General features: G+C 68.9%; 25 protein-coding genes. 16 read left to right on the top strand and 9 right to left on the bottom strand.

Going from position 1 to position 23542, the window contains the following annotated elements:
- Nucleotides 1-99: 99 nt before the first annotated feature.
- Both AC07PU_RS10345 and purM read right to left on the bottom strand, forming a co-directional pair.
- Nucleotides 100-1170 (bottom strand): AI-2E family transporter, encoded by a 1071-nt coding sequence (locus tag AC07PU_RS10345; RefSeq protein ID WP_203204922.1) that lies wholly within the window; start codon nucleotides 1168-1170, stop codon nucleotides 100-102.
- A gap of 35 nt (nucleotides 1171-1205) precedes the next feature.
- Nucleotides 1206-2246: a phosphoribosylformylglycinamidine cyclo-ligase gene (gene purM / locus AC07PU_RS10340; RefSeq protein ID WP_495317184.1), complete on the bottom strand. Its 1041-nt coding sequence runs from the start codon at nucleotides 2244-2246 to the stop codon at nucleotides 1206-1208.
- A 143-nt stretch (nucleotides 2247-2389) separates the two neighbouring features.
- Here purM and hda point away from each other — a divergent pair, with 143 nt between their 5' ends.
- The 6 genes from hda to AC07PU_RS10310 all read left to right on the top strand — a co-directional run bounded on the left by hda (nucleotide 2390) and on the right by AC07PU_RS10310 (nucleotide 7909).
- Complete coding sequence (gene hda, locus AC07PU_RS10335; RefSeq protein ID WP_281077707.1) at nucleotides 2390-3076, top strand: DnaA regulatory inactivator Hda; 687 nt, start codon at nucleotides 2390-2392, stop codon at nucleotides 3074-3076.
- 19 nt (nucleotides 3077-3095) lie between these two features.
- On the top strand, nucleotides 3096-4712 hold the full coding sequence (gene pcnB, locus AC07PU_RS10330) for a polynucleotide adenylyltransferase PcnB (RefSeq protein ID WP_495317182.1): 1617 nt from the start codon (nucleotides 3096-3098) through the stop codon (nucleotides 4710-4712).
- The gene (gene folK / locus AC07PU_RS10325) at nucleotides 4709-5437 is read left to right on the top strand and encodes a 2-amino-4-hydroxy-6-hydroxymethyldihydropteridine diphosphokinase (protein ID WP_495317180.1); all 729 of its coding nucleotides are present in this window, start codon (nucleotides 4709-4711) and stop codon (nucleotides 5435-5437) included. Before pcnB ends, folK begins: the two co-directional genes overlap by 4 nt.
- A 29-nt stretch (nucleotides 5438-5466) precedes the next feature.
- The gene (locus tag AC07PU_RS10320; protein ID WP_093348886.1) at nucleotides 5467-6075 is read left to right on the top strand and encodes a trimeric intracellular cation channel family protein; all 609 of its coding nucleotides are present in this window, start codon (nucleotides 5467-5469) and stop codon (nucleotides 6073-6075) included.
- Nucleotides 6076-6240: 165 nt separating this feature from the next.
- A complete protein-coding gene (locus AC07PU_RS10315) occupies nucleotides 6241-6885 on the top strand; it encodes a DUF47 domain-containing protein (protein ID WP_057590652.1) in 645 nt (214 codons plus the stop codon).
- 13 nt (nucleotides 6886-6898) lie between these two features.
- Nucleotides 6899-7909 (top strand): inorganic phosphate transporter, encoded by a 1011-nt coding sequence (locus tag AC07PU_RS10310; protein ID WP_490878655.1) that lies wholly within the window; start codon nucleotides 6899-6901, stop codon nucleotides 7907-7909.
- A gap of 6 nt (nucleotides 7910-7915) precedes the next feature.
- On the opposite strand, the gene AC07PU_RS10305 is transcribed toward AC07PU_RS10310, so the two are convergent.
- Nucleotides 7916-8392: a hypothetical protein gene (locus AC07PU_RS10305; protein WP_495317177.1), complete on the bottom strand. Its 477-nt coding sequence runs from the start codon at nucleotides 8390-8392 to the stop codon at nucleotides 7916-7918.
- Between the two features lie 295 nt (nucleotides 8393-8687).
- Between AC07PU_RS10305 and AC07PU_RS10300 the strand changes: the two genes are divergently transcribed.
- Entirely contained in the window at nucleotides 8688-9980 is a 1293-nt protein-coding gene (locus AC07PU_RS10300; protein WP_093348891.1) for a porin, read from the top strand.
- Between the two features lie 209 nt (nucleotides 9981-10189).
- Here AC07PU_RS10300 and AC07PU_RS10295 read toward each other — a convergent pair whose 3' ends face one another.
- From AC07PU_RS10295 to AC07PU_RS10285, 3 genes are all read right to left on the bottom strand, one after another.
- Complete coding sequence (locus AC07PU_RS10295) at nucleotides 10190-11281, bottom strand: helix-turn-helix transcriptional regulator (protein WP_495317175.1); 1092 nt, start codon at nucleotides 11279-11281, stop codon at nucleotides 10190-10192.
- A gap of 130 nt (nucleotides 11282-11411) precedes the next feature.
- Nucleotides 11412-11858: a TM2 domain-containing protein gene (locus AC07PU_RS10290; protein ID WP_093348893.1), complete on the bottom strand. Its 447-nt coding sequence runs from the start codon at nucleotides 11856-11858 to the stop codon at nucleotides 11412-11414.
- 31 nt (nucleotides 11859-11889) lie between these two features.
- The gene (locus AC07PU_RS10285; protein WP_296781572.1) at nucleotides 11890-12411 is read right to left on the bottom strand and encodes a GNAT family N-acetyltransferase; all 522 of its coding nucleotides are present in this window, start codon (nucleotides 12409-12411) and stop codon (nucleotides 11890-11892) included.
- A gap of 206 nt (nucleotides 12412-12617) precedes the next feature.
- On the opposite strand from AC07PU_RS10285, the gene rpsP reads away from it, so the two are divergent.
- From rpsP to hisC, 7 genes are all read left to right on the top strand, one after another.
- Nucleotides 12618-12881 carry a 30S ribosomal protein S16 gene (gene rpsP / locus AC07PU_RS10280; RefSeq protein WP_057590647.1) on the top strand — a complete coding sequence of 88 codons (264 nt, stop codon included), beginning with the start codon at nucleotides 12618-12620 and terminating at the stop codon, nucleotides 12879-12881.
- Nucleotides 12882-12899: 18 nt separating this feature from the next.
- A complete protein-coding gene (gene rimM / locus AC07PU_RS10275; RefSeq protein WP_495317172.1) occupies nucleotides 12900-13454 on the top strand; it encodes a ribosome maturation factor RimM in 555 nt (184 codons plus the stop codon).
- Nucleotides 13455-13483: 29 nt separating this feature from the next.
- Nucleotides 13484-14230 (top strand): tRNA (guanosine(37)-N1)-methyltransferase TrmD, encoded by a 747-nt coding sequence (gene trmD / locus AC07PU_RS10270; protein ID WP_495317170.1) that lies wholly within the window; start codon nucleotides 13484-13486, stop codon nucleotides 14228-14230.
- 122 nt (nucleotides 14231-14352) lie between these two features.
- Nucleotides 14353-14736: a 50S ribosomal protein L19 gene (gene rplS, locus AC07PU_RS10265; protein WP_495317168.1), complete on the top strand. Its 384-nt coding sequence runs from the start codon at nucleotides 14353-14355 to the stop codon at nucleotides 14734-14736.
- 136 nt (nucleotides 14737-14872) lie between these two features.
- Nucleotides 14873-15598, top strand: a complete 726-nt coding sequence (locus tag AC07PU_RS10260) for a CoA pyrophosphatase (RefSeq protein ID WP_261208588.1) — start codon at nucleotides 14873-14875, stop codon at nucleotides 15596-15598.
- 83 nt (nucleotides 15599-15681) lie between these two features.
- Nucleotides 15682-16683 (top strand): CobD/CbiB family protein, encoded by a 1002-nt coding sequence (locus AC07PU_RS10255; RefSeq protein WP_398499612.1) that lies wholly within the window; start codon nucleotides 15682-15684, stop codon nucleotides 16681-16683.
- A 4-nt stretch (nucleotides 16684-16687) separates the two neighbouring features.
- Nucleotides 16688-17797, top strand: a complete 1110-nt coding sequence (hisC, locus tag AC07PU_RS10250) for a histidinol-phosphate transaminase (protein ID WP_495317165.1) — start codon at nucleotides 16688-16690, stop codon at nucleotides 17795-17797.
- On the opposite strand, the gene rsgA is transcribed toward hisC, so the two are convergent.
- The 3 genes from rsgA to AC07PU_RS10235 are packed head-to-tail and all read right to left on the bottom strand — an operon-like array spanning nucleotide 17791 to nucleotide 20432.
- Complete coding sequence (gene rsgA / locus AC07PU_RS10245; protein WP_495317163.1) at nucleotides 17791-18744, bottom strand: ribosome small subunit-dependent GTPase A; 954 nt, start codon at nucleotides 18742-18744, stop codon at nucleotides 17791-17793. The two genes, hisC and rsgA, sit on opposite strands and share 7 nt — an antisense overlap.
- Before the next feature lie 15 nt (nucleotides 18745-18759).
- A complete protein-coding gene (locus AC07PU_RS10240; RefSeq protein WP_281081184.1) occupies nucleotides 18760-19116 on the bottom strand; it encodes a 4a-hydroxytetrahydrobiopterin dehydratase in 357 nt (118 codons plus the stop codon).
- A 47-nt stretch (nucleotides 19117-19163) separates the two neighbouring features.
- Nucleotides 19164-20432 carry a M48 family metallopeptidase gene (locus AC07PU_RS10235; RefSeq protein ID WP_490878351.1) on the bottom strand — a complete coding sequence of 423 codons (1269 nt, stop codon included), beginning with the start codon at nucleotides 20430-20432 and terminating at the stop codon, nucleotides 19164-19166.
- Between the two features lie 59 nt (nucleotides 20433-20491).
- Here AC07PU_RS10235 and orn point away from each other — a divergent pair, with 59 nt between their 5' ends.
- Together orn and AC07PU_RS10225 are read left to right on the top strand one after the other, a co-directional pair.
- The gene (gene orn / locus AC07PU_RS10230) at nucleotides 20492-21088 is read left to right on the top strand and encodes an oligoribonuclease (RefSeq protein ID WP_093348918.1); all 597 of its coding nucleotides are present in this window, start codon (nucleotides 20492-20494) and stop codon (nucleotides 21086-21088) included.
- 330 nt (nucleotides 21089-21418) lie between these two features.
- Complete coding sequence (locus AC07PU_RS10225; protein ID WP_495317160.1) at nucleotides 21419-23359, top strand: DEAD/DEAH box helicase; 1941 nt, start codon at nucleotides 21419-21421, stop codon at nucleotides 23357-23359.
- The last annotated feature ends 183 nt before the right edge of the window (nucleotides 23360-23542 follow it).

Here is a 23542-nt window from a genome sequence, read left to right as displayed (position 1 = left end):
TGCCCCCGATTCTTCAGTGATCGTGCCGAACCGGCCGCTCGGGAGCGGACCAGAATCGATCAGATCAGGACATCGCCCGGCGCGCAAGGCGCCGCCGCCTCAGACCAGGCCGCCGGCCTGCAGCTCTTTCTTGAGATAAGCGTAGAACAGCGGCGCCGCCACCAGCCCGGCCGGGCCGAACACCGCCTCGGCCACGAACATCACCGCCAGCAGCTCCCACACGCTCATCTGCGTGCGGCTGCCCACCACCTTGGCGTTGATCACGTACTCGGCCTTGTGGATCAGGATCAGGAAGGCCAGGCAGGCTGCCGCGGTCACCGGCGACACCGACAGCGCCACCAGCGTGATCACCGCGTTGCACACCAGGTTGCCCACGATCGGCACCAGCCCGGCCACGAAGGTCAGCGTGATCAGCGCGGGCGTGTAGGGCAGGTGCGGGCCCCACAGCGGCATCAGCACCAGCAGGAAGATGGCGGTCAGCAGCGTGTTGAAGGCGGCGATCCAGAACTGCGCCGCGACGATCTGGCCGAAGGCCTGGCCGAACATCGTGATGCGCTGGTGCAGTTCCTCCGACAGCGGCCGGCGCGGTCCGCGCGCATGCGCCACGGCGGCCAGCCCGCCGATGATCAGTCCCACGTAGGCGAACAGCAGCGCCCCCAGCCAGGCCCGGCCGGTGAGCGCCAGCATGCCGGCCTGGGCGCGCATGTAGTTCGCCACCATGCGCTGGATCTCGGCCGCGCCCTCGGGCAGGTAGACCGCGATCTCGGGCGGCAGCTTCAGCCGCAGCTCGAGCACCGTGCGCGCCGTGTAGTCGAGCAGCTCGCGGTACTGGTCGGGCGCGTCGATGATGTATTCCCGCGCCTGCGAGAGCCCCAGCGTGATCAGCGCGATCGGCGCCAGCAGCACCAGCGTGACCGCCACCACGCGCGCGATGCCGTCGCCGCGCGCGCGCAGCGGCGCGACGCGCGCCAGGCCGCGCCCGATCAGCCGCGCGAAGAAGCGCGTGGCCAGGAAGCCGATGCAGGCGCACAGCAGGCCCGGCAGCAGGTGCTGCCACATCACGAGCATCAGGCCCGCGAGCATCAGCAGGTAGCTGGCGATCACCACGTTGCGCGGGGCGCTGCGTGGCGGCACGGGAGCGATGGGGGCGGTGGGCAGGGGCTTGGTCATCCGGGAGGGCGCTCGCGCGTCGAAACCCGGTTCGTTCAGGCGACGACCACGGCCGCGCCCTCGCCGCGCTCGGCGATGACGCCGATCTCGTGCACCGTCTCGCCGGCGGCGCGCAGCGTGGCGGCGCAGGCGGCGGCCTCGGCCGCGTCGATCACCACCACCATGCCGATGCCGTTGTTGAAGGTGCGGTTCATCTCGATGTCGTCGATGCCGGCCACCTTCTGCAGCCAGGCGAACAGCTCGGTCTGCGGCCAGCTGCCCTTCTTCAGGTGGGCCGCCGTGCCTTCGGGCAGCACGCGCGGGATGTTCTCGAGCAGGCCGCCGCCGGTGATGTGGGCCAGCGCCTTGATCGGGTGCTTGCCGAGCGCCTCGAGCACCGGCTTCACGTAGAGGTGGGTGGGCTCCATCACGGCCTCGCGGAAGGGCTTGCCGTCGAGCGTGGCGGGCAGGTCTGCGCCAGCGCGCTCGATCACCTTGCGCACCAGGCTGAAACCGTTGGAATGCACGCCGGCCGAGGCCAGGCCCAGCACCACGTCGCCGGGCTTGACGTTCTGGCCGGTCAGGATCTTCGATTTCTCGACCGCGCCGACCGCGAAGCCCGCCAGGTCGTACTCGCCGGCCGGGTACATGCCGGGCATTTCGGCGGTTTCGCCGCCGATCAGCGCGCAGCCGGAGAGCTCGCAGCCGCGCGCGATGCCGCCCACCACCGCCGCGGCGGTGTCGACGTCGAGCTTGCCGCAGGCGAAGTAGTCGAGGAAGAACAGCGGCTCGGCACCCTGCACCAGCACGTCGTTGACGCTCATGGCCACCAGGTCGATGCCGACCGTGTCGTGCATGTTCCACTCGAAGGCCAGCTTGAGCTTGGTGCCCACGCCGTCGGTGCCGCTCACCAGCACCGGCTCCTTGTAGCGCTTGGGCACCTCGAACAGCGCGCCGAAACCGCCGATGCCGGCCAGCACGCCTTCGCGCATGGTTTTCTTCGCGAGCGGCTTGATGCGGTCGACCAGCGCGTCGCCGGCATCGATGTCGACGCCGGCGTCCTTGTAGCTGAGCGGAGTGGGCAGAGGGGAGGTCATGGCTGGTTGGGAGCGAGAGGAATGGAAAGCGCACCGGCCGCGATGGCACCCCGGGGGGAGGGTCAAAGGGCGAAACGGCCGGGCCGATAGAATTCCGGACGATTTTACGGGCGTTGACCGCCCCCTCCATGAACCTTCCCGGGATGAAACAGCTCGCGCTCGATATCGGCATCGCGACGGGCCCCAGCTTCGACGCCTTCTTTGCCGGCCCGAACGAGGCGGCGCTGCGGCACCTGCAACTGTGGGTGGGCGGCGCCGGCAGTCCGGCGCTCCACTCGCCCGTGCCGACCTACCTGTGGGGCGAAAGCGGCAGCGGCAAGACCCACCTGCTCGAATCGGTGCGCGTGGCGCTGCGCGAGCAGGGCGCCAGCGTGGGCTGGCTGCACGCCGGCCTGCTGGAGCCGCCCGAGTTCGACGAGCGCTGGGTCGCCGTGCTGCTCGACGACGTGCACCTCTACACCGCCGTGCAGCAGCACGCGGCCTTCAACTGGTTCGTCAACGCGCAGAGCCTGCAGCGTGGCGTGGTGGCCGCGGGCGCGCTGCCGCCGGCCGACCTGCCGCTGCGCGAGGACCTGCGCACCCGCCTCGGCTGGGGCCACGTGTTCCACCTGCAGGTGCTCGGCGAGAGCGAACGACGCGCCGTGCTGCGCCAGGCCGCCGATGCGCGCGGCGTGATGCTGTCCGACGATGTCCTCGACTACATGCTGCACCGCTTCAGCCGCGACCTCGGCAGCCTGATGGAGCTGCTCACGCAGCTCGACGGCTATGCGCTGCAGACGCAACGCGCGATCACCATTCCGTTGATCCGCTCCATGCTCGAAAACGAATAAGAAGAACCCTTCTCAACCAATGATCAAGAAATTCATCGACAAGCTGCTCGGCAAATCCGCCGGCGGCGCACAGGGAAAGAGCCGCTTCGGCAAGCGAGAGGAAGTGCCGGCGGAGGTTCACCGGATCGATCCGGCCCTGGTCGACGAACGCGCGAAGAACGTGGTCACCACCCTGCAGCAGGCCGGCTTCGAGGCCTACGTGGTGGGCGGCGCGGTGCGCGACCTGCTGCTGGGCCTGCGGCCCAAGGACTTCGACGTGGCGACCAATGCCACGCCCGAGCAGGTCAAGGGGCTGTTCCGCCGCGCCTTCATCATCGGGCGGCGCTTCCGCATCGTGCACGTGGTGTACGGGCGCGGGCGCGAGCACGAGGTGATCGAGGTCTCGACCTTCCGCGCCTACATGGATGCGGCCGCGGCCGGCCAGGTCAGCGGCAACGAGCGCACCAGCAAGGGCGAGCTCGCGGGCATGACCCATGCCGTGGACGCCAGCGGCCGCGTGCTGCGCGACAACGTCTGGGGCCCGCAGGAGGAAGACGCCGCGCGCCGTGACTTCACCGTCAACGCGATGTACTACGACCCGGCGCGGCAGGTGGTGATCGACTACCACCACGGCATCCGCGATGCCCAGAAGCTGGTGCTGCGCATGATCGGCGACCCGGCCGTGCGCTACCGCGAGGACCCGGTGCGCATCATCCGCGCCATCCGCTTCTCGGCCAAGCTCGCGGCCCTGGGCTTCAAGCTCGAGCCCAAGACCGGCGCGCCGCTGGTCGAGTCGAGCAAGCTGCTGGCCGACGTGCCGCAGAGCCGCCTGTTCGACGAGATGCTCAAGCTGCTGCAGACCGGCCACGCGATCGCCACCGTCGAGCAGCTGCGCAAGCTGGGGCTCGCCAAGGGCATCTATCCGCTGCTCGACGTGGTGGTGGAGCGTGCCGACCTGCCGTTCGTGAAGGCCGCGCTGCAGGACACCGACCGCCGCGTCGGCGAGGGCAAGCCGGTGGCGCCGAGCTTCCTGCTGGCCTGCGTGCTGTGGGCCGACGTGCGCGACGGCTGGGCCCAGCGCCAGGAAGGCCGCAACGGCCAGCGCGCGCAGCCGCCGTTCCCGGCGCTGCAGGACGCGATCGACGACGTGTTCAATGCGCGCATCGGCGACGTCTCGGGCCGCGGCAAGCTGGCCGCCGACATGCGCGAGATCTGGATGATGCAGCCGCGCTTCGACAAGCGCACCGGCTCCACGCCCTACAGCCTGGTCGAGCAGGCGCGCTTCCGTGCCGCCTTCGACTTCATGCGCCTGCGCGCCGACGTCGGCGAGGTCAGCGAGGCCATCGCCGAGTGGTGGCAGGAGTTCAGCACGTCGGACGACACGCGGCGCCAGGACCTGCTGGACCAGGTGCGCGACGAACAGAAGACGCGCCAGCGCGTGCGGGTGCGCAACACCGCGCCCGCGGCGGCCGCGCCCGGGGGCGCAGCTCCCAGGAGCGCCGCTGCGCGCAGCGACGAGCGCGAGGACGACGAGACGACCGAAGGCGAGGGCGGCGCCGTGCCGCCCGATGGCGAGCCGGCCGCGCCGCGCAAGCGCCGGCGCCGCCGCAAGCCGCGCACCGGTGGTGAGGGCGGCGCGCCAGCCGCATCCGAATGAGTACCGCCAAGCGACCGCCGGGCGGCAAGGCTGCGCCGGGGCGCAAGCCCGCGGGGGGCGGCGAGGACCGCCGCCAGACACCGCGCGATGCTCGCGATGGCGATGCGAAGCCGGGCCGTGCGCCCGGCCGCGGCGCCAGTTCCGCCGGTCCGGCCCGCAAGGGCGCGGCGCCGGCGCGGAAGCCGGCCGGTCGCTCGGGCGGCTCCGGTCCGGCTCGTCCCCCGAGCCGGTCCCGCGACGAGTACCCCACCGTCCAGGCCTTCATCGCGATCGGCGCCAACCTTGGCGATGCCGCCGCGGCGGTGCGCGCCGCGATCCTCGCCATCGGCGCGATCGAGCGCACCACCGTGACGGCCAGTTCCTCGCTCTACCGCAGCGCGCCGGTCGATGCCACCGGCCCCGATTTCATCAACGCCGTGGTCGCGGTACGCACCGGTCTCACGGCCGAGGCGCTGCTGGCCGACCTGCAGCTGCTCGAGCTCGAAGCCGGGCGCGAGCGGCCGTTCCCGAACGCGCCGCGCACCCTCGACCTCGACCTGCTGACGCACGGCAACACGGTCAAGGACACGCCCGCGCTCACGCTGCCGCATCCGCGCATGCGCGAACGCGCCTTCGTGCTCAAGCCGCTGGCCGAGATCGCTCCGGACAAGGTGCCGCGCGCCGCGCTGGCGCGGGTGTCGAAGCAGGTCATCGAGCGGCTGCGCGACACCGACGCCAAGGCCTGAGCGAAGGTTTCGGGAAGAGGGCGGGCGCCATGCTGCTGTACGTCCTCGATCTCGCCGGCGTCGCGGTGTTCGCCGTCAGCGGCGTGCTGGCCGCGGCCCATGCGGGGCTCGACTGGCTCGGCGTGGTCGTGATCGCCTCGGTCACCGCGGTCGGCGGCGGCACCCTGCGCGACCTGCTGCTCGACCGCCATCCCGTGTTCTGGATCCGCGACACCCGCTATGCCTGGGTGATCCTCGCCGTCTCGGCGCTGGCCATCGCCTGGCTGCACGCGTTGCCGGTGCCGCAGCACGCGCTCGCGGTGGCCGATGCGCTGGGCCTCGGGCTGTTCGCCGTCATGGGCGCGCAGGTGGCCGAGGAGCAGCGCCGCGGCGCGCTGATCGTGGTGCTGACCGGCACCATGACCGGCGCCGCCGGCGGCCTGCTGCGCGACGTGCTCACGGGCCACGTGCCGCTGCTGCTGAGCGGCGGCTTCTACGGCTCGGCCGCCATCGCGGGCATCGTCGCCTACCTGCTGCTGCAGGCGGCGGGCCTGCCGCGGCGCTGGGCCTTCCATGCCGGCATCGCGCTGGTCGTGGCGCTGCGGCTCGGCGGCATCTACGGCGGATGGCAGCTGCCCGTGCTGAAGCTCGCGGCCTGAGTTTCTTTTCGGGCCGGAATGCGGCCGTGGCCGCCGTGCCTCGCGCATATACAACGAAAAGATCAACCCCCCAAGGTCCGGATCGCACGATCCGCCCGTTTAAACTTCGCGGGTTTTTTCATCAAGGCGTCATCAAATTGTGATTGACGTCCTCCAGGAGTCGCCATGTTCGGCAAGCTGCTGCCCCGCGAGGGCAATTTCTTCGAGATGTTCAACCAGCACGCCGAGCGCATCGTCGAGGCGGCCCGGGCCTTCGAGCAACTCGTCACCAACTACAACGACGTGCATCTGCGCGAGCAGTACAACCGCGACGTCGACAACGCCGAGCGCGCGGCCGACCGCGTCACGCACGACGTCAACCGGCTGATCCACAAAACCTTCATCACGCCGATCGACCGCGAGCAGATCCACAAGCTCATCAACACCATGGACGACGTGGCCGACCTGATCCAGGACTCGGCCGAGACCATGGCGCTGTACGACGTGCGCCACATGACCGACGAGATCGTGCGCCTCACCACGCTGAGCGTGAAGTGCTGCGACCGCCTCAAGGACGCCGTGAAGTACCTCGGCAAGATCGCCGACCCGGCCGTGGCCGAGGCCACCCTGAAGACCTGCGAGGAGATCGACCGCCTCGAGTCCGACGCCGACCGCGTGATGCGCAGCGCCATGAGCAAGCTGTTCCGCGAGGAGCCCGACGTGCGCGAGGTCATCAAGCTCAAGGCGATCTACGAACTGCTCGAGACGATCACCGACAAGTGCGAGGACGTGGCCAACGTGATCGAGGGCATCGTCCTCGAGAACTCCTGAGCGGGCACGACCGATGGCAACGGTGCAGGTCGCCCTCTGGGTGGTGATGGTGCTGGTCGCGCTCGCGATCCTGTTCGACTTCATGAACGGCTTCCACGATGCCGCCAACTCGATCGCGACCGTGGTGTCCACGGGCGTGCTGCGGCCCGGCCAGGCCGTGGTGTTCGCCGCCTTCTTCAACCTGATCGCGATCTTCGTCTTCCACCTGAGCGTGGCGGCCACCGTGGGCAAGGGCATCGCCCAGCCCGGCGTGGTCGACGTGCACGTGGTGTTCGGCGCGCTGATCGGCGCCATCAGCTGGAACCTCGTCACCTGGTACTACGGCATCCCCAGCAGTTCCTCGCATGCGCTCATCGGCGGCATCGTCGGCGCCGTGATCGCGAAGACCGGCACCAGCGGCCTCGTCGCCTCGGGCATCTGGAAGACCGTGGCCTTCATCTTCGTCTCGCCGGTGCTGGGCTTCCTGCTCGGCTCGCTGATGATGGTGATCGTGGCCTGGACCTTCCGCCGCGCCACGCCTTCGCGCATCGACCGCTGGTTCCGGCGGCTGCAGCTGGTCTCCGCCGGCGCTTACAGCCTGGGCCACGGCGGCAACGACGCGCAGAAGACCATCGGCATCATCTGGATGCTCTTGATCGCCACCGGCTACGCCTCGGCCGGCGCGGCCGAACCGCCGACCTGGGTCATCGTGAGCTGCTATGCCGCGATCGCGCTGGGCACCATGTTCGGTGGCTGGCGCATCGTCAAGACCATGGGCCAGAAGATCACCAAGCTCAAGCCCGTGGGCGGCTTCTGCGCCGAGACCGGCGGCGCGCTCACGCTGTTCCTGGCCACCGCGCTGGGCATTCCCGTGTCGACCACCCACACCATCACCGGCGCCATCGTCGGCGTGGGCTCGGCGCAGCGCGCGAGCGCGGTGCGCTGGGGCGTGGCGGGCAATATCGTGTGGGCGTGGATATTCACGATTCCCGCGTCGGCGTTCGTGGCGGCGATTGCTTACTGGGTGAGCTGGCAGATTTTCTGAGCGCGGCTACCACGCCTGAAACACCGCGCCCGGAACGACGAGCGCCGCCAGCGACGGCCCCGCGCTCTCGACCAGCGCGATGCATTCGCTCAAGGGCGCCATCTTCACCATCGAGCCTCGCCGTGCCTCGACGATGAAATCGATCTGGACCGTGCGGTCGTCGTTCACATAGAACTGAAGCGTCTCGCCGAACTGGTCGATGAGGCCGAAGAAATTCCCGGGGTGGACGAGTACGCCGCGCATGTACTCCCTGATCTGCTCGAAGTCGAAGTAGGACTCGTCCGCCGGCTTCCCGAGGCCCCACCCGTTTTCGCGGTAGTCATGGTGGAACGCGACGAAGCCGGGGCGGTTTCTCTCGGGCCATTCGATCATGCGCAACTCCTTGGGGCCTGGATCGACGTGCTGCGATCGACAGTGGACGAACAAGCCGTCGTTGTAGCGCGAGCCCGTCGTCGATGCGTGCAGCGCAGTGCGTTTCAGCACAACTTTCTGAGCCTGTTGTTATCGCGCCAAAGAGTCCCGATTCCATCGATGGGCTCTAAGGGTTGTCACGGACTCTTCACTCGCACACGAGACCATCACTGCACCCGATTGCTGATGCATCGTGTGCAGCGTCGCTCGGAGCCGGTCCCACGCCGGTGCCGAAAGAAACGCGATCCGATGCGCACGAGAAACCGCGGCGAGCCGCCGCGGAATCCCCGGTGTCCCCCCCGTTCCGGGGTGGTTCCTCGAAGGACCGCCCAGGACGCTTGTTGTGCTTAAGAAAGAGGAAGCTGAAATGAAAAAATCCCTGGTGGCATTGGCCGCCGTGCTGGCGGCCGGCGGAGCGGCTGCTCAATCGTCGGTGACGCTGTTCGGCGTGGTCGATGCGAGCGTGAGCAACTACTCGACCAAGAGCGAGTACCGTGGCACGAACCCGCTGCTGATCGGCGCTTCGCGCAAGCAGAGCCAAACGGCCCTGGCGAACGGCAGCAGCAGCTCCAGCCGCCTCGGCTTCCGCGGCACGGAAGATCTGGGCGGTGGCCTGGCAGCGAGCTTCTGGCTCGAATCGGGCATCACCAACGATGACGGCAAGACCGGCGTGGCCGCGTTCGACCGTCGCTCCACCGTGAGCCTGTCGGGTGGCTTCGGCGAAATCCGCCTCGGCCGCGACTACACGCCCACCTACTGGAACGACAACGTGTTCGATCCCTTCGGTCTGCGTGGCGTGGGCACGAGCCTGATCAGCCGCGTCGGCGACTCGCTGTCGCGCAAGGGCGGCACCGCTCCCAACGGCGCTTCGGCCAGCGACAACTACGCGCGCGCCAGCAACAGCATCGGCTACTTCCTGCCGCCGAACCTCGGTGGTTTCTACGGCCAGTTCCAGTACGCGCTGCACGAGAACGTGAAGTTCGACGAGAACGTGATCGAGTCGCCGTCCAAGCGCGGTTCGTACTTCGGCGGTCGCGTCGGCTATGCCAACGGCCCGCTCGACGTGGCTGTTTCCTACGGCCAGGACAACAAGGACTCCACGCCGCTGACCGCGACCACGGTCCTGACCCCGGCGCTGGCTTCGCAAGCGTTCAAGAACCGCATCAACACCTTCAACCTCGGTGCGAGCTACGACCTCGGCGCTGCGAAGCTGTTCGGCGAGTACTCGTCGGCCCGCAACAAGTTCGACAACGTCACCACCCTGGGTGCTCTGAACTACGTCAACAGCGTGACCGACAAGTACGACGGTTTCCTGCTCGGCGTCAGCGTGCCGGTGGGCCCGGGCCAGATCAAGGCTTCGTACGGCTACCTGAAGTACAAGGCTGGTCAGAACCCCGTCGTGAACCCGGCCCTCGCGCTGTTCGGCAACCCCGAGCTGTCGACCAAGGCCAACCAGTTCGCGATCGGCTACGTGCACAACCTGTCGAAGCGCACCGCGCTGTATGCCACGCTCGCTCGCGTGCGCATCAAGGACGGTCAGAACAACCCGACCGTCTTCGGTCGCGTGACCACCGGTGGCGCCCCGGCCTACCTGGCCACCGCCGGCTGGGCACCGCGCTCGTCGACGGGCTACGACTTCGGTCTGCGTCACAGCTTCTGATTTCCGCGTCTTTTTTGTCTCCAAGGTTTGCCACCCGGCTCTGGTCGGGTGGTTTTTTTGGTTGGTACCCGGTGTCGGCACGACCGACCGCGCAGGCCCACCGGATGCGCGAGCCCTCGGGGCGCCGGGTCCTTCCCGCCTGATTTCCTTTTTCTTTCGCAGTGGACGGCCTCGCGCCGCGCCGCCGCATGGGCGTTCGCCGCCGGACGCTACGCCACCGACAGTGCCATGCGCACCAGGTCGATCTGCCGCTGGCAACCCATCTTGTCCATCAGCGCCGCGAGCTGTGTGCGCACCGTGTTGATGGAGACCGCCTGCGCCGCCGCATGCTGCTTGAGCGTCTGTCCCTCGACCAGCGCGACCAGCACCCGCGCCTCGGCCGGCGTGAGGCCGAAGGCGCCGCGCAGCAACTCCGCATCGAGCGGCTGCACCCGATCGGGCAGATGCAGGCGCACGAGCAGCAACGGCTCGTTCGCCACGCGCAGATGCGCCTGTGCCTTCGTGAACTGCAGGCCGCAGGCCAGGCTGTCGCGGTCGGCGGGCATCAGCAGCCGCGTGGGCGCGCCGCCGGGCGCCGAGGCGCGCGCGAGGGTCGCCGCCAGCGCATCGCGTGCCCGCGCGGCGGGATGCCAGAGCCGGCCCTGGTGCACGCGCAGCGCGCTGCGGTGCGACAGCAACTCGGCCGCGTGGGCCGACACGTGCTGCACCGTGCCCGTGGCATTGACCAGCAGCATGGCCTCGCCGAAGGCCTCGAAGGCCGATTCGGCCGTGGCGAGCCAGCCTTCGGCGTATTCGCGGCGACGCGCGAGCGCCGACTGCAGCGCGTGGGTGAAATGGCGCACCCGCTCGGAATCGAGATGGCTGCGCGTGCGCTGCAGCGGCCGGCTGCGCTGCAGGGTCAGGCCGCCGCGGCGATGCGGGCCGTCCTCGATCTGGTAGCTGAGCATCTGGCGCATGCCGTAGCGCAGCATGTAGTCGGCGTAGTAGGCATTGCCCGACAGGTCGCCCGCGTTGAAGAATTCCGCCGTGTCGAGCCAGGTGCCGGGCGCCGCGCCGAGGGCCTTCGGCGTGATGATGTCCTGCTGGACGTAGTGCTCGCGGTAGACGCGCTCCGCCTCTGGGTCGACGTTCCATTGCTGGGCCGACAGCAGCTGCCCGCCGGCATCGACCATGATGAAGGTCGCGCTCTCGCCGCCGATCAGGCCGCACGCGCCTTCGAGCACGCCGAGCCAGGGTGGCTCGGGGTCGGTCAGATGATGTACCGCGTCGAGCGCGCGACGCAGCACGGGGTCCTCCAGCATGGCAATGCTCCCTCGGCCCGTCGTGATTTATGGGCACACCATAACCGGGAGCGAGCGGCCGTCAATCATGGAAACCGGTGGTTGCGCCTGCTCTCCGCGGGGGGCGCATCGGCCGGCCGGGGTGTGCGGGCTATTGCGAGATCTTCCGGCCCTCTTCGACCTGGTGCTCGAAATAGCGCTGGAAGCTGAACACGATGCTGGCCATGAGGATGGTGCTGCCGAAGAACAGCGCGAGCACCACCGCGCCGATGGTGGCCCAGCTCGTGCGGCCGGGTTCGGCGTCGAGCGCGGCGCCGGCGTTGTAGCGTGCGTTCCACTTCTCGGGCGTCATCAGGCCGTAGACGATGGCCGTGAGCGCGCAGCCGGCGATGGTGAAGCCGAGGAAGGGGATCAGCACCCAGCTCCACCCGTCGTCCACGCCGTACATGCGCACGCGCTCGACGCCGTAGAGGCCGAGCGCGGTCGGGATCGGCAGCAGCCAGCCGAGCCAGTCGCCGAGTCCGCGCAGGTAGAAGCGGTGCAGGCCCAGCGGGCCGCCGAGGAAGGCCAGCCAGGCCGTGGTCGTCTTGCTTTTCATGCGGTGCTCGATCCTTGTTTCGTTGCTTCGTTCATTCGGGATGGGTGCTGCTGCCTTCGCCGATGGTCTTTTCCATCAGCACGACGTCGCGCCACTGGCCGAACTTCCAGCCGCAGTCCTTGAGCACGCCGACCTGGGTGAAGCCCTGGCCGCGGTGCACGCCGATCGAGCCGGCATTGGCCGAGTCGCCGATCACCGCGATCAGCTTGCGCACGCCGGCGGCCTCGGCCGCCTCGGACAGGGCGGCCAGCAGCCGAGCGCCCAGGCCCTGGCCGCGCGCGGCCTCGGCCAGGTAGATCGAGTCCTCGGCCGAGTAGCGGTAGGCCGGCCGCGGCTTGAACCAGTTGCAGTAGGCGAAGCCGAGCAGCTCGCCGTCGCGCTCGGCGACCAGGTAGGGCAGCCCCTTGCCCAGCACGTCGGCACGCCGGCTGGCCATCTCGGTGGGCGAGGGCGGCTCGGTCTCGAAGGTGCCGGTGCCGTGCAGCACGTGGTGCGCGTAGATGGCGGCGATCGCCGGAATGTCGTCTTCGCGGCTGGGGCGGATCGTTGTCATGAGGGGAAATTGGGGAGGCGGAATGGCCGGAAATGGGCCAGTGCAGGCAGGAATTCTCGGCCGGAACGCGGCGCGGGCTATAATCGCAGGCTTTTCAGCGTGTCGCTGGCCGGGTGGCCATGTCGCGTGTCTCGACGCTGGAAGAACATCGTGAGCAGGTTTTCATCTTCAAACACGAAGGCCTGCGACCCACCCAAGGATAAATCATGGTCGTCATTCGACTCTCCCGTGGCGGTGCCAAAGGCCGTCCGTTCTTCAACATCGTCGTGTCGGACAAGCGCGTTCGCCGCGATGGTCGCTTCATCGAGCGCCTGGGTTTCTACAACCCGACCGCCAAGGAAAACGAAGAAAGCATCCGCATCGCTCAGGACCGCCTGACCTACTGGAAGAGCGTCGGCGCCCAGCCGTCGCCCACCGTCGCGCGCCTGATCCGTCAAGCCGCTGCTGCCGCTCCCAAGGCTGCTGCCTAAGCAGCGCGGCCACCGGCGATGCTGCCCGCGCTCGAAGCCGCCGAATTGCCGGCGGATGCGATCGAAGTAGGAGGCATCGCCGATGCCTGGGGCATCAAGGGCTGGTTCAAGGTCCTGCCCCACAGCGCCCAACCCGAGGCGCTTTTTTCTTCCAAGCGCTGGTTCCTGCAGCCCCCCGGGGCCTCGGCGACCGCCGCTTTCCGGCTCGCGATCAGCGAAGCCAAGGAACACTCCGACTGCATCGTCGCCTCGTCGCGTGACGTGCCCGACCGCAATGCGGCCGAGGCGCTGCGTGGCGCGCGGGTGTTCGTGCCGCGCTCGAGCTTCCCGAGCACTGGCGACGACGAGTACTACTGGGTCGACCTGATCGGCCTCGAGGTCGTCAATCGCGAGGGCATCGTGCTCGGCACGGTGCGCGAGCTGCTCGCCTCCGGTCCGCAGACCACGCTGGTGATCGCGGCCGAGCAGGACGGCAAAGCCATCGAGCGCATGGTGCCCTTCGTCTCCGCCTTCGTCGACGGCGTCGACCTCGCGGGCCGGCGCATCACGGTCGACTGGCAGCCCGACTACTGACCTCGGCCCCGCCGCCGCGGTCCGCGCGCATGCGCTTCGACATCCTCACGCTGTTTCCCGAACTGTTCGCGCCCTTCATGGCCAGCGGCGTGACGCGCCGTGCCTACGAATCGAAGCAGGTCGAGGTGGTGCTGTGGAATCCGCGCGACTACGCGCCCGGCAACTACAAGCGCGTGGACGACCGCCCGTTCGGTGGCGGCCCCGGCATGGTGATGATGGCCGAGCCGCTGTCGGCCTGCCTGGCCGCGGCGCAGGCCGCGCGCGACACGCCGGCCCCGGTGGTGCTGTTCTCGCCGATCGGCGAGGCGCTGCGCCACGAAGCGGTCGAGCGCTGGTCGGCCAGCGAGGGCGCGGTGCTGGTCTGCGGCCGCTACGAGGGCATCGACCAGCGTTTCATCGACGCCCATGTCACGCACCAGGTCAGCCTCGGCGACTTCGTGCTGTCGGGCGGCGAGATCCCCGCGATGGCGCTGCTCGACGCGGTGGCGCGGCTGCAGCCGGGCGTGCTCGGCGACGAGGCCAGCCATGTGCAGGACAGCTTCAATCCCGCGCTCGACGGCCTGCTCGACTGCCCGCACTACACGCGGCCCGAGCAGTGGAACGGGCAGGGCGTGCCGGCGCCGCTGATGTCGGGCCACCACGCGCAGATCGAGCGCTGGCGCCGCGACCAGCGGCTGGCGATCACCGCCCGGGAACGCCCCGAGTTGATAGACGCGGCCCGCTCTGCCGGCCGCCTGAACGCTGCCGATGAGGCGGTGCTCAAAAAAAAGCTATAATCGCGGGCTCCCCGATCCTCTGGCCGGCCGCGTCCGGTGCAGGCGTCTACTCTTCACAGAGCCCCAGACCCCTGCCAACGACGCCTTTTGTGCAGCGCGGACACGATCGATTTCAGGAAATCATGAACCTCATCCAGACCCTCGAGCAGGAAGAAATTTCCCGTCTCGGCAAGACCATCCCCGATTTCATGCCCGGTGACACGGTCATCGTCAGCGTGAACGTCGTCGAAGGCACCCGCAAGCGCGTGCAGGCCTACGAAGGCGTCGTGATCGCCAAGCGCAACCGTGGCCTCAACAGCGGCTTCACCGTGCGCAAGATCTCCAGCGGCGAAGGCGTGGAACGTACCTTCCAGACCTACAGCCCGCTGATCGCCAACATCGAAGTCAAGCGCCGCGGCGACGTGCGCCGCGCCAAGCTGTACTACCTGCGCGACCGCAGCGGCCGTTCGGCTCGCATCAAGGAAAAGCTGCCCGGCAAGTCGTCGTCGGGCGCCGCGGCCGCGTAAGCTGCCCGCAGGCTTGCCTGTTGCGAAAAAGCCGCCGCTCTGGCGGCTTTTTGCGTTCTTGCCTCCGTTTTCCTTCCGTCCATCCACCCTTCGCCTCACGATCGATCACTTGACCGCCTCCAGCGCCGCCCCGTCCATGTCCTCCGCCACCTCCGAACCCGTCAATGCCGTCGTGCCCACGATGCTGCCGCCATTCGACCCGCGCAAGGTCCCGGTGGTGGGCGGCGGCACGGCCGACGGGCTGCCGGCGGTGGCGCTGGAACAGCTGACGGCGCAGGCCCTGCGCGCGCGGTTCGCCTCGCCGCCGGCATGGGCGCCCGAGCTGCGCCGCGAGCCGCGCATGACCGGCCGCGAGCCCGCGCAGGCTGCCGTGCTGGTGCCGATCGTGCAGCGCCCGCAGGGCCCGACCGTGCTGCTCACCGAGCGCACCGCGAACCTGTCGACCCATTCGGGCCAGGTCGCGTTCCCGGGCGGCCGCGTCGATCCCGAGGACGCCAACATCGCGGCCGCCGCGCTGCGCGAGGCCTGGGAAGAGGTCGGCCTGTCGGCCAGCTACATCGAGGTGCTCGGCAGCCTGCCGACCTACACCACGGTGACCTCGTTCATCGTTACGCCGGTGGTGTCGCTGGTCGAGCCCGGCTTCGAGCTCACGATCAATCCCTACGAGGTCGCGCAGGCCTTCGAGGTCCCGCTGGGCTGGCTCATGGACCCGGCCAACCATCGCCGCCATGCCGTGCCCGCGGGCGACGGCACGCAGCGCCACTGGTACTCGATGCCCTACCAGGACGGCAGCGAGGAGCGCTTCGTCTGGGGCGCCACGGCCGGCATGCTGCGCAATCTCTACCGCTTCCTGAGCGCCTGAGCCGCCTGAAGAAACGGCGAGTTCTGTCGGCCTCATAGGTCCGCAAGCCCCGAACGACGGGGCTGTCTCGCTATCATCTCTGGATGAGCTTCTTCGCCATCCTGTGTGCGTTGCTGATCGAGCAGGTGCGGCCGCTGGCCCCGCACAACCCCGTGTATGGCGGCGTGCTCGCATGGACGCGCTGGACCAGCCGCAACTTCGACGCGGGCAAGCCGCACCATGGATGGATCGCCTGGGGCCTCGCCGTCTTCGTGCCGACGCTGCTCGCGCTCGGCATCCACTGGCTGCTGGTGCTCACGCTGGGGCTGCCGTTCGCGGTGCTCTGGAGTATCGCGGTGCTCTACGTCACGCTGGGCTTTCGCCAGTTCAGCCATCACTTCACCGACATCCGCGACGCGCTCGACGAAGGCGACGAACCGCTGGCGCGCTCGCTGCTCGCGCACTGGCAGGGCGTGGACGCCGCCGAGCTGCCGCGCAGCGAGATCGTGCGCCACGTGATCGAGCATTCGGTGATCGCCGCGCATCGCCACGTGTTCGGCGTGCTGGCCTGGTTCTCGGTGCTCGCCGCGGTCGGCCTGGGACCGGCCGGCGCGGTCTTCTACCGCATGAGCGAATTCGTCGCGCGCTACTGGCTGCACAAGAACGGCGCCGCCGTGCAGCCCTCGAGCGAATCGGTGCAACAGGCCGCCGACGGCGCCTGGCATGCGATCGACTGGCTGCCCGCGCGCATCACGGCGCTGGGCTTCGCGGTGGTGGGCAGCTTCGAGGAAGCCATCGACTGCTGGCGCAACGACGCGCGCCGCTTTCCGAGCGAGAACGACGGCGTGATCCTCGCGGCCACCTCGGGCGCGGTCAACGTGCGCCTGGGCGGCGGCCGGTTGCGGCCGATTCCGAGCGTCGATCCGCTGCCGCGCGCGCAGGCCGGCGAATCCTTCGCCGACACCCGTCGCACCGACAGCGGCAGCACGCCGGGCCGCGAGCCCGAGCCCGGCCACCTGCGCAGCGTGGTGGGCCTGGTCTGGCGCTCGGTCGTGATGTGGATGGTGCTGCTCGCGCTGCTGACGCTCGCGCGGCTGCTGGGCTGAGCCCATGGCCGACTCGATCGATCCGGCGGCCAGGCGCGCGCCTTCGTTCTGGAGCCCGCGCATCGCGGGCCTCGAGCCTTACGTGCCCGGCGAGCAGCCGCGCATTCGGGACCTCGTGAAGCTCAACACCAACGAGAACCCGTACCCGCCATCGCCGCGCGCCATCCAGGCGATCCGCGAAGCGGCCGAGAACGGCCTCGAGCTCTACCCCGACCCCACCTCGCTCGCATTGCGTGAAGCCGTCGCGCGCCGCCACGGGCTCGCGGTCGAGCAGGTCTTCGCGGGCAACGGTTCCGACGAGGTGCTGGCCCACGCCTTCTTCGCCTTCTTCCAGCAGCGCGAGCCGCTGCTGATGCCCGACATCAGCTACAGCTTCTACCGCGTCTATGCGCAGCTCTACGGCATCGCCTGCGAGCAGTTGCCGGTCGACGAGGACCTGCGCATCGACGTCGATGCCATGGCCGATCGCGCGTGCGAAGGCTGTGCGGGCGTCGTCGTTGCCAACCCGAATGCCCCCACCGGCATCGGCCTGCCGCTGGCGCGCATCGAGGAACTGCTGCGCGCCTGTCCCGAGCGCGTGGTGCTGGTGGACGAGGCCTATGTCGATTTCGGCGCCGAGAGCGCGCTCCCGCTGATCCCGCACCATCCCAACCTGCTGGTGGTGCAAACGCTCTCGAAGTCGCGTTCGCTGGCCGGCCTGCGCGTGGGCTTCGCCTGCGGCCAGGCGCACCTGATCGATGCGCTGGTGCGCGTGAAGGACAGCTTCAACTCCTACCCGCTCGACCGGCTCGCGAGCGCCGGCGCCGTGGCAGCGCTCGAGGACGAGGACTGGTTCCGCAAGACGCGCGACGACGTGGTCGACACCCGCGAGGGGCTGGTGCTGCAACTCGAGGACCTTGGCTTCGAGGTGCTGCCCTCGCAGACCAATTTCGTGTTCGCGCGGCATCCGTCGCGCGACGCCGCCGAACTGGCCGCCGCATTGCGCGAGCGCGCGGTGCTGGTGCGGCACTTCCGCCAGCCGCGCATCGCGCAGTACCTGCGCATCAGCATCGGCACGCGCGCGCAGTGCAGCGTGCTGGTGGAGCGGCTGCGCGAGATCCTGCAGGCTCAGTAGCGCGTCTCGCTGAGCTCCGCGAACAGATCGCCGTAGATCCTGTAGCGCGAGGCGCTGATCGGCCCGTCGTTGGCCGCCGACTCCACGTGCGCGATCACGCCGCAGCCCGGCTCGTGCAGGTGGGTGCAGTTGTAGAACTTGCACTCGCCCGCATGCTCGGCGATGTCGGGCATGAGGCCCGCGAGCTGCATCGGCGCGATGTGGTGCAGGCCGAATTCCTGGAAGCCCGGCGAGTCGATCAGCGCGGTGCTGCGCGCCGCGTCGACCCAGTACCAGGTGGTGCTGGTGGTGGTGTGCTTGCCCGAATTGAGCGCCTGCGAGATCTCGCCGGTGAGCGCGGTGGCGCCCGGCACCAGCAGGTTGATCAGCGTGCTCTTGCCCGCGCCCGAGGGGCCGAGCACCAGCGTGGTCTTGCCCGCGAGGCGCTGCGTGAGCGAGGCGTGGTCGACCTCGCCCGAGGCCTTGAGCGACAGCGGCAGCACGCCGTGGTGCATGCGCCGGTAGGGCGCGAGCTTGCGCCAGGCGCGCTCGAAGGGTTCGACCAGGTCGCTCTTGTTGAGCGCGATGATCGGCGTGATGCGCTCGGCCTCGGCCGCGATCAGGGCGCGTGCGAGCTGGTGTTCGGAGAACTCGGGCTCGGCCGCGATCAGGATCAGCACGTGGTCGAGATTGGCCGCGAAGGACTTGGTGCGGATGTCGTCCTGGCGGTAGAACAGGTTGCGCCGCGGCACCACCTGCTCGATCGTGCCTTCGTCCTCGCTGGCCTGCCAGCGCACGCGGTCGCCGACCACGGCCTGGCTCTTCTTGCCGCGCGGATGGCAGATGCGCCGTTCGCCTTCGGGCGTCTCGACCAGGCAGTGGCGGCCGTGGCTGGCCACCACGAGGCCGTCGTGCAGCGCATCGGCCGAGGCTCGGCCCTGCTGGCGCTCGCGGCCCGGCTTAGCCAAAGGCGATCGCTCCGGTCATGCGGCGGGCGCGGCCGCCAGCAGCGCATCGGCCTGGCGTGCGCAGTCGAAGTCGGTGACCGAGATGCCACCGACGTCGTGCGTGTTGAAGCGCACCACGCAGCGGTTGTAGTGCACCGACAGGTCGGGGTGGTGGTCCTGCGTGTGGGCCACCATCGCCAGTGCATTCACGAAGGCGATGGTCTCGAAGTAGTTCGTGAAGCTGTAGGTCTTCTCGATCGCGACGTTCGCGCCGTCGCCGCTGAGCTTCCAGCCTTCGAGCCGCGCGAGCGCCGAGACGATCTCGGTCGCGCTCAGCGCCTTGCGGGGGATGGACTTCCAGTCCTTGATCTTCAACATGCTGGCGGTGCTCATGGCGCTGCTTTCGAAAGGGGGCGAGGGAGATGGAAAAGAGATGGCGCTCAGGCGGTCGCCAGCATGCGCGCGAGGCGCTCGGAGGCGGGCGGGTGGGAGTAGTAGAACTTGACGAACACCGGGTCGGGGGTGAGGGTCGAGGCGTTGTCCTGGTAGAGCTTGAGCAGCGCGGCCGAAAGGTCGGCGCCGCTGGTCTGGGCGATGGCGTAGGCGTCGGCCTCGAACTCGTGCCTGCGCGACAGCCGCGCCGACAGCGGCGCGACGAAGAAGCCGAACACCGGCACCGCGAGCATGAACAGCAGCAGCGCCAGCGCGCTGTTGGGCGCCGTCATCGACATGTTGGGTTGCACGCCCAGGCCGGTGTAGAACCAGGCCTGGGTCGAAACCCAGCCCAGCAACGCGAAGCCCGCGAGGCTCAGCGCGAACATCGCGACCAGCCGCTTGACGATGTGGCGGTGCTTGAAGTGGCCGAGCTCGTGCGCGAGCACCGCCTCGACCTCGCCGGCATTGAGCTGGCGCAGCAGGGTGTCGTAGAACACCACGCGCTTGCTGGCGCCGAAGCCGGTGAAGTAGGCGTTGGCATGCGCGCTGCGGCGGCTGCCGTCCATCACGAACAGGCCCTTGGCGCGGAAGCCGCAGCGGCTCATGAGCGCGGTGACGCGGGCCTTGAGCGTCGGGTCGTCCAGTGGCTGGAACTTGTTGAAGATCGGTGCGATGAACATCGGATAGACCAGCATCAGCAGCAGGTTGAAGCCCATCCACGCGGCCCAGGCCCAGAGCCACCACAGCGTGCCCGTCGCGCCCATGATCCACAGGATCAGTGCCGCGATCGGCAGCCCGATGGCCGCGCCGACCAGCGTCGAGACGACCGTGTCGCGCAGCCAGAGGCCCCAGGTCATCTTGTTGAAGCCGAAGCGCTCCTCGAGCCTGAAGGTCTGCCACAGCGTGAACGGGAGCTCGAGCAGGCCGCCGATGGCCGCGAAGGCCGCCAGCAGCACCAGTTGCTGCACCATGCCGCCGCCGAGCCAGGCCAGCAGCACCTTGTTGAGCAGGTCGAGGCCGCCGAGCAAGGTCCAGCCCAGCAGCAGCGCCGTGCTCCAGGCCATCTCGATCAGTCCGAAGCGGGCCTTCGCCACCGTGTAGTCGGCCGCCTTCTGGTGCGCCGAGAGGCTGATCGTCTGCGCGAAGGCCTCGGGCACCTCGCCGCGATGCCGCGCCACGTGCCGGACCTGCCGCGAGGCCAGCCAGAACTTCACGAGCAGGCCGGCCACCAGCGCGGCGGCAAAGGCGATGGTGAAGAGAAGCGAATAGGACATAGGGGGCGGAGTTTAGTCCTCGCATCCAAGGCCCCAGGGCCATCGGCGACAATCCCGCGATGCCCGAATCCTCCGCCTCCACGGCCGCCGCAGCGGTCCCCACCCTGAAGAAAAGCGACCAGAACCTGGTCTGGCTCGATTGCGAGATGAGCGGGCTCGATCCCGAGAAGGAGCGCCTGCTCGAGATCGCCGTGGTCATCACCGGCCCCGACCTCACGCCGCGCATCGACGGCCCGGTGCTGGTCATCCACCAGAGCGACGCCGTGCTCGACGGCATGGATGCCTGGAACAAGGGCACGCACGGCCGCAGCGGCCTGATCGACAAGGTCAAGGCCTCCACCGTCGACGAAGCCACGGCCGAGCAGCAGCTGATCGAGTTCATCGCGCGCTACGTGCCCAGGAGCGGCTCGCCGATGTGCGGCAACACCATCGGCCAGGACCGGCGCTTCCTGGTCAAGTACATGCCCAAGCTCGAGGCCTACTTCCACTACCGCAACCTCGACGTCAGCACGCTCAAGGAGCTCGCCAAGCGCTGGAAGCCCGCGGCCTACAACGCCTTCAAGAAGCAGCAGGCCCACACGGCGCTGGCCGACGTGCACGAATCGATCGAGGAACTGGCGCACTACCGCGAGACTTTCCTGCGCCTGACCGACTGAGGCCTGGTGGGCCGGAACAACGGCCAAAAATCCCATTGCATGCGGGGATTAGGTAAAAACCCCGATGCATGTCATAATCGTGGGCTTCGCTGACCGGGGTGCCCGGCCATTCTTCAAAAAGGATGGCGCGTGCATGAGCAGAATCGGTTCCCCGCCGGCATATCCCGCATCTCCCTATCTTGCACACCGCGCCCGATCGCATGGATCGATCAAAAAGGGCCGCAGCCTCGGGTTTCAGAACCGGAAGCTGAATGTCGTTGGATGGTTGATGTTTTTAACCACCAACGGGGCGCCGCCCACGGCTGCGCTCGCGTTTGAAATTTGACATTCATGACCGACGCTTTTGAAGCGCAGGGCGAGCTCGCGCCTGTGCAATCGATTCACAACAACGAATTTTCCGCTGTCACCTCCGAAGTGCCTGTGCTCGAGGCGCTCGACGCCGCCAGCACCGAGGCCAACGAAGTCCTCGAGGTTGCCGATCAGGACGCGCAGACGTCCGACGTACCCGAGGCACCGCGCGGCCCCAACGGATTCATTCCGCTGGGCCTCGCACCCGAACTGATCGCTGCCGTCGTGGACCTGGGCTTCCACCAGCCCACGACCGTGCAGGAAAAGGTGATCCCGCTGGCCCGCGGCGACGAATCGGCCCGTTTCGTCGACCTGATGGTCTCGAGCCAGACCGGCAGCGGCAAGACCGCGGCCTTCCTGCTGCCCGTGCTGCACACGCTGATCCGCCGCCAGGCCGAAGCCGCCGCCGCCGAGCGCGCCGAATTCGACCGCCTCGCGGCCGAAGCCGCCGAACGCGGCGAAGCGCCGCCCAAGCGGCCCAAGCGCGTCAACCCGACCAGCAACCGCAACTTCAAGGCCGCCACCCCCGGCGCCCTGGTGCTGTGCCCGACGCGCGAACTCGCGCAGCAGGTCGCGCACGACGCCATCGAGCTGGTGCGCCACTGCCGCGGCCTGCGCATCGCCAACGTGGTGGGCGGCATGCCCTACCAGCTGCAGATCGCTCGCCTGCAGAACGCCGACCTCGTGGTCGCCACGCCGGGCCGCCTGCTCGACCTGCAGCGCTCGATGCAGATCAAGCTCGACAAGGTCAAGTTCCTGGTGGTCGACGAGGCCGACCGCATGCTCGACCTGGGCTTCGCCGACGACCTGGCCGAAGTCAACCAGCTCACCATCGAGCGCCAGCAGACCATGATGTTCAGCGCCACCTTCGCGCCGCGCATCCAGCAACTGGCCCAGCGCGTGATGCGCGAGCCGCAGCGCGTGACCATCGACAGCCCGCAGGAAAAGCACGCCAACATCAAGCAATCGCTGTTCTGGGCCGACAACGCCGCCCACAAGCGCAAGCTGCTCGACCACTGGCTGCGCGACACCAGCATCAACCAGGCGATCGTGTTCGCCAGCACCCAGGTCGAGTGCGACGGCCTCGCCAACGACCTGCAGCAGGACGGCTTCAGCGCCGTGGCGCTGCACGGCGCGCTGAGCCAGGGCCTGCGCAACCGCCGCCTGATGGCGCTGCGCCAGGGCCAGGTGCAGATCCTGGTGGCGACCGACGTGGCCGCGCGCGGCATCGACGTGCCGACCATCACCCACGTCTTCAACTTCGGCCTGCCGATGAAGGCCGAGGACTACACCCACCGCATCGGCCGCACTGGCCGTGCCGGCCGCGACGGCCTGGCGATCACCTTCGCCGAGTTCCGCGACCGCCGCCGCATCATGGACATCGAGCAGTACAGCCGCCAGCAGTTCAAGGCCGAGGTGATCCCCGGCATGGAACCGCAGCAGCGCATGCCGCAATCGCGCCCGCAGGGCGACTTCGGCGGCCGTGGCCGTGGCGGCGATCGTCGCCAGGGCAACGGCGGCGGTGGCTACCGCGGCGGCAATGGCGGTGGCAACGGCTACGCCAATGCCAGCGGCTTCAACGACCGCGGTGCACGCGGTCCCGGCCCGGGTGCCGGCGCTCCGCGCGGTGGCAGCTTCCATGGCGGTGGCCAGAACGCCGGTTTCGGCGGCGGCCGCGACCGTGACGAGTCGGCCGGCTTCGGCCGCAAGCCGGGCTGGGGCGACAGCGCACCGCGCGGCAATGCCGGCGGCAGCCGCAACGAAGGCTTCGGCGCCCGCAGCGGCGGTCCGCGCAACGAAGGCGGCTTCGCGCCGCGCAACGACGGCTTCGCGCCCCGCAAGGGCCCGGGCCACGCCGGTGGCCCCGGCAAGGTGTTCGTGCCGCGCGACGCGCAGAAGCGCGCGTTCAAGCCCAGCCGCTGATCGCTTCCTTCCCTTCGCAAAGCCCGCGTTCTCCGGAACGCGGGCTTTTTGCATTGGGGGTTTGCGAGCAGTCGAAGGCGCCGATTTTGGTTGACGTCTGAATTGATGAAAAGTAATGTATTGGACGCGCGCAGTCCTGCATTCCGGTTCCGCATCGTCGGTGGCCGGTTCATCAACCTCAGC

The sequence above is a fragment of the Variovorax sp. GW821-FHT10D07 genome, assembly GCF_059415325.1.
Note: the sequence above shows the minus strand (reverse complement) of the source record. Positions and strands in the feature narration are given on the sequence as shown.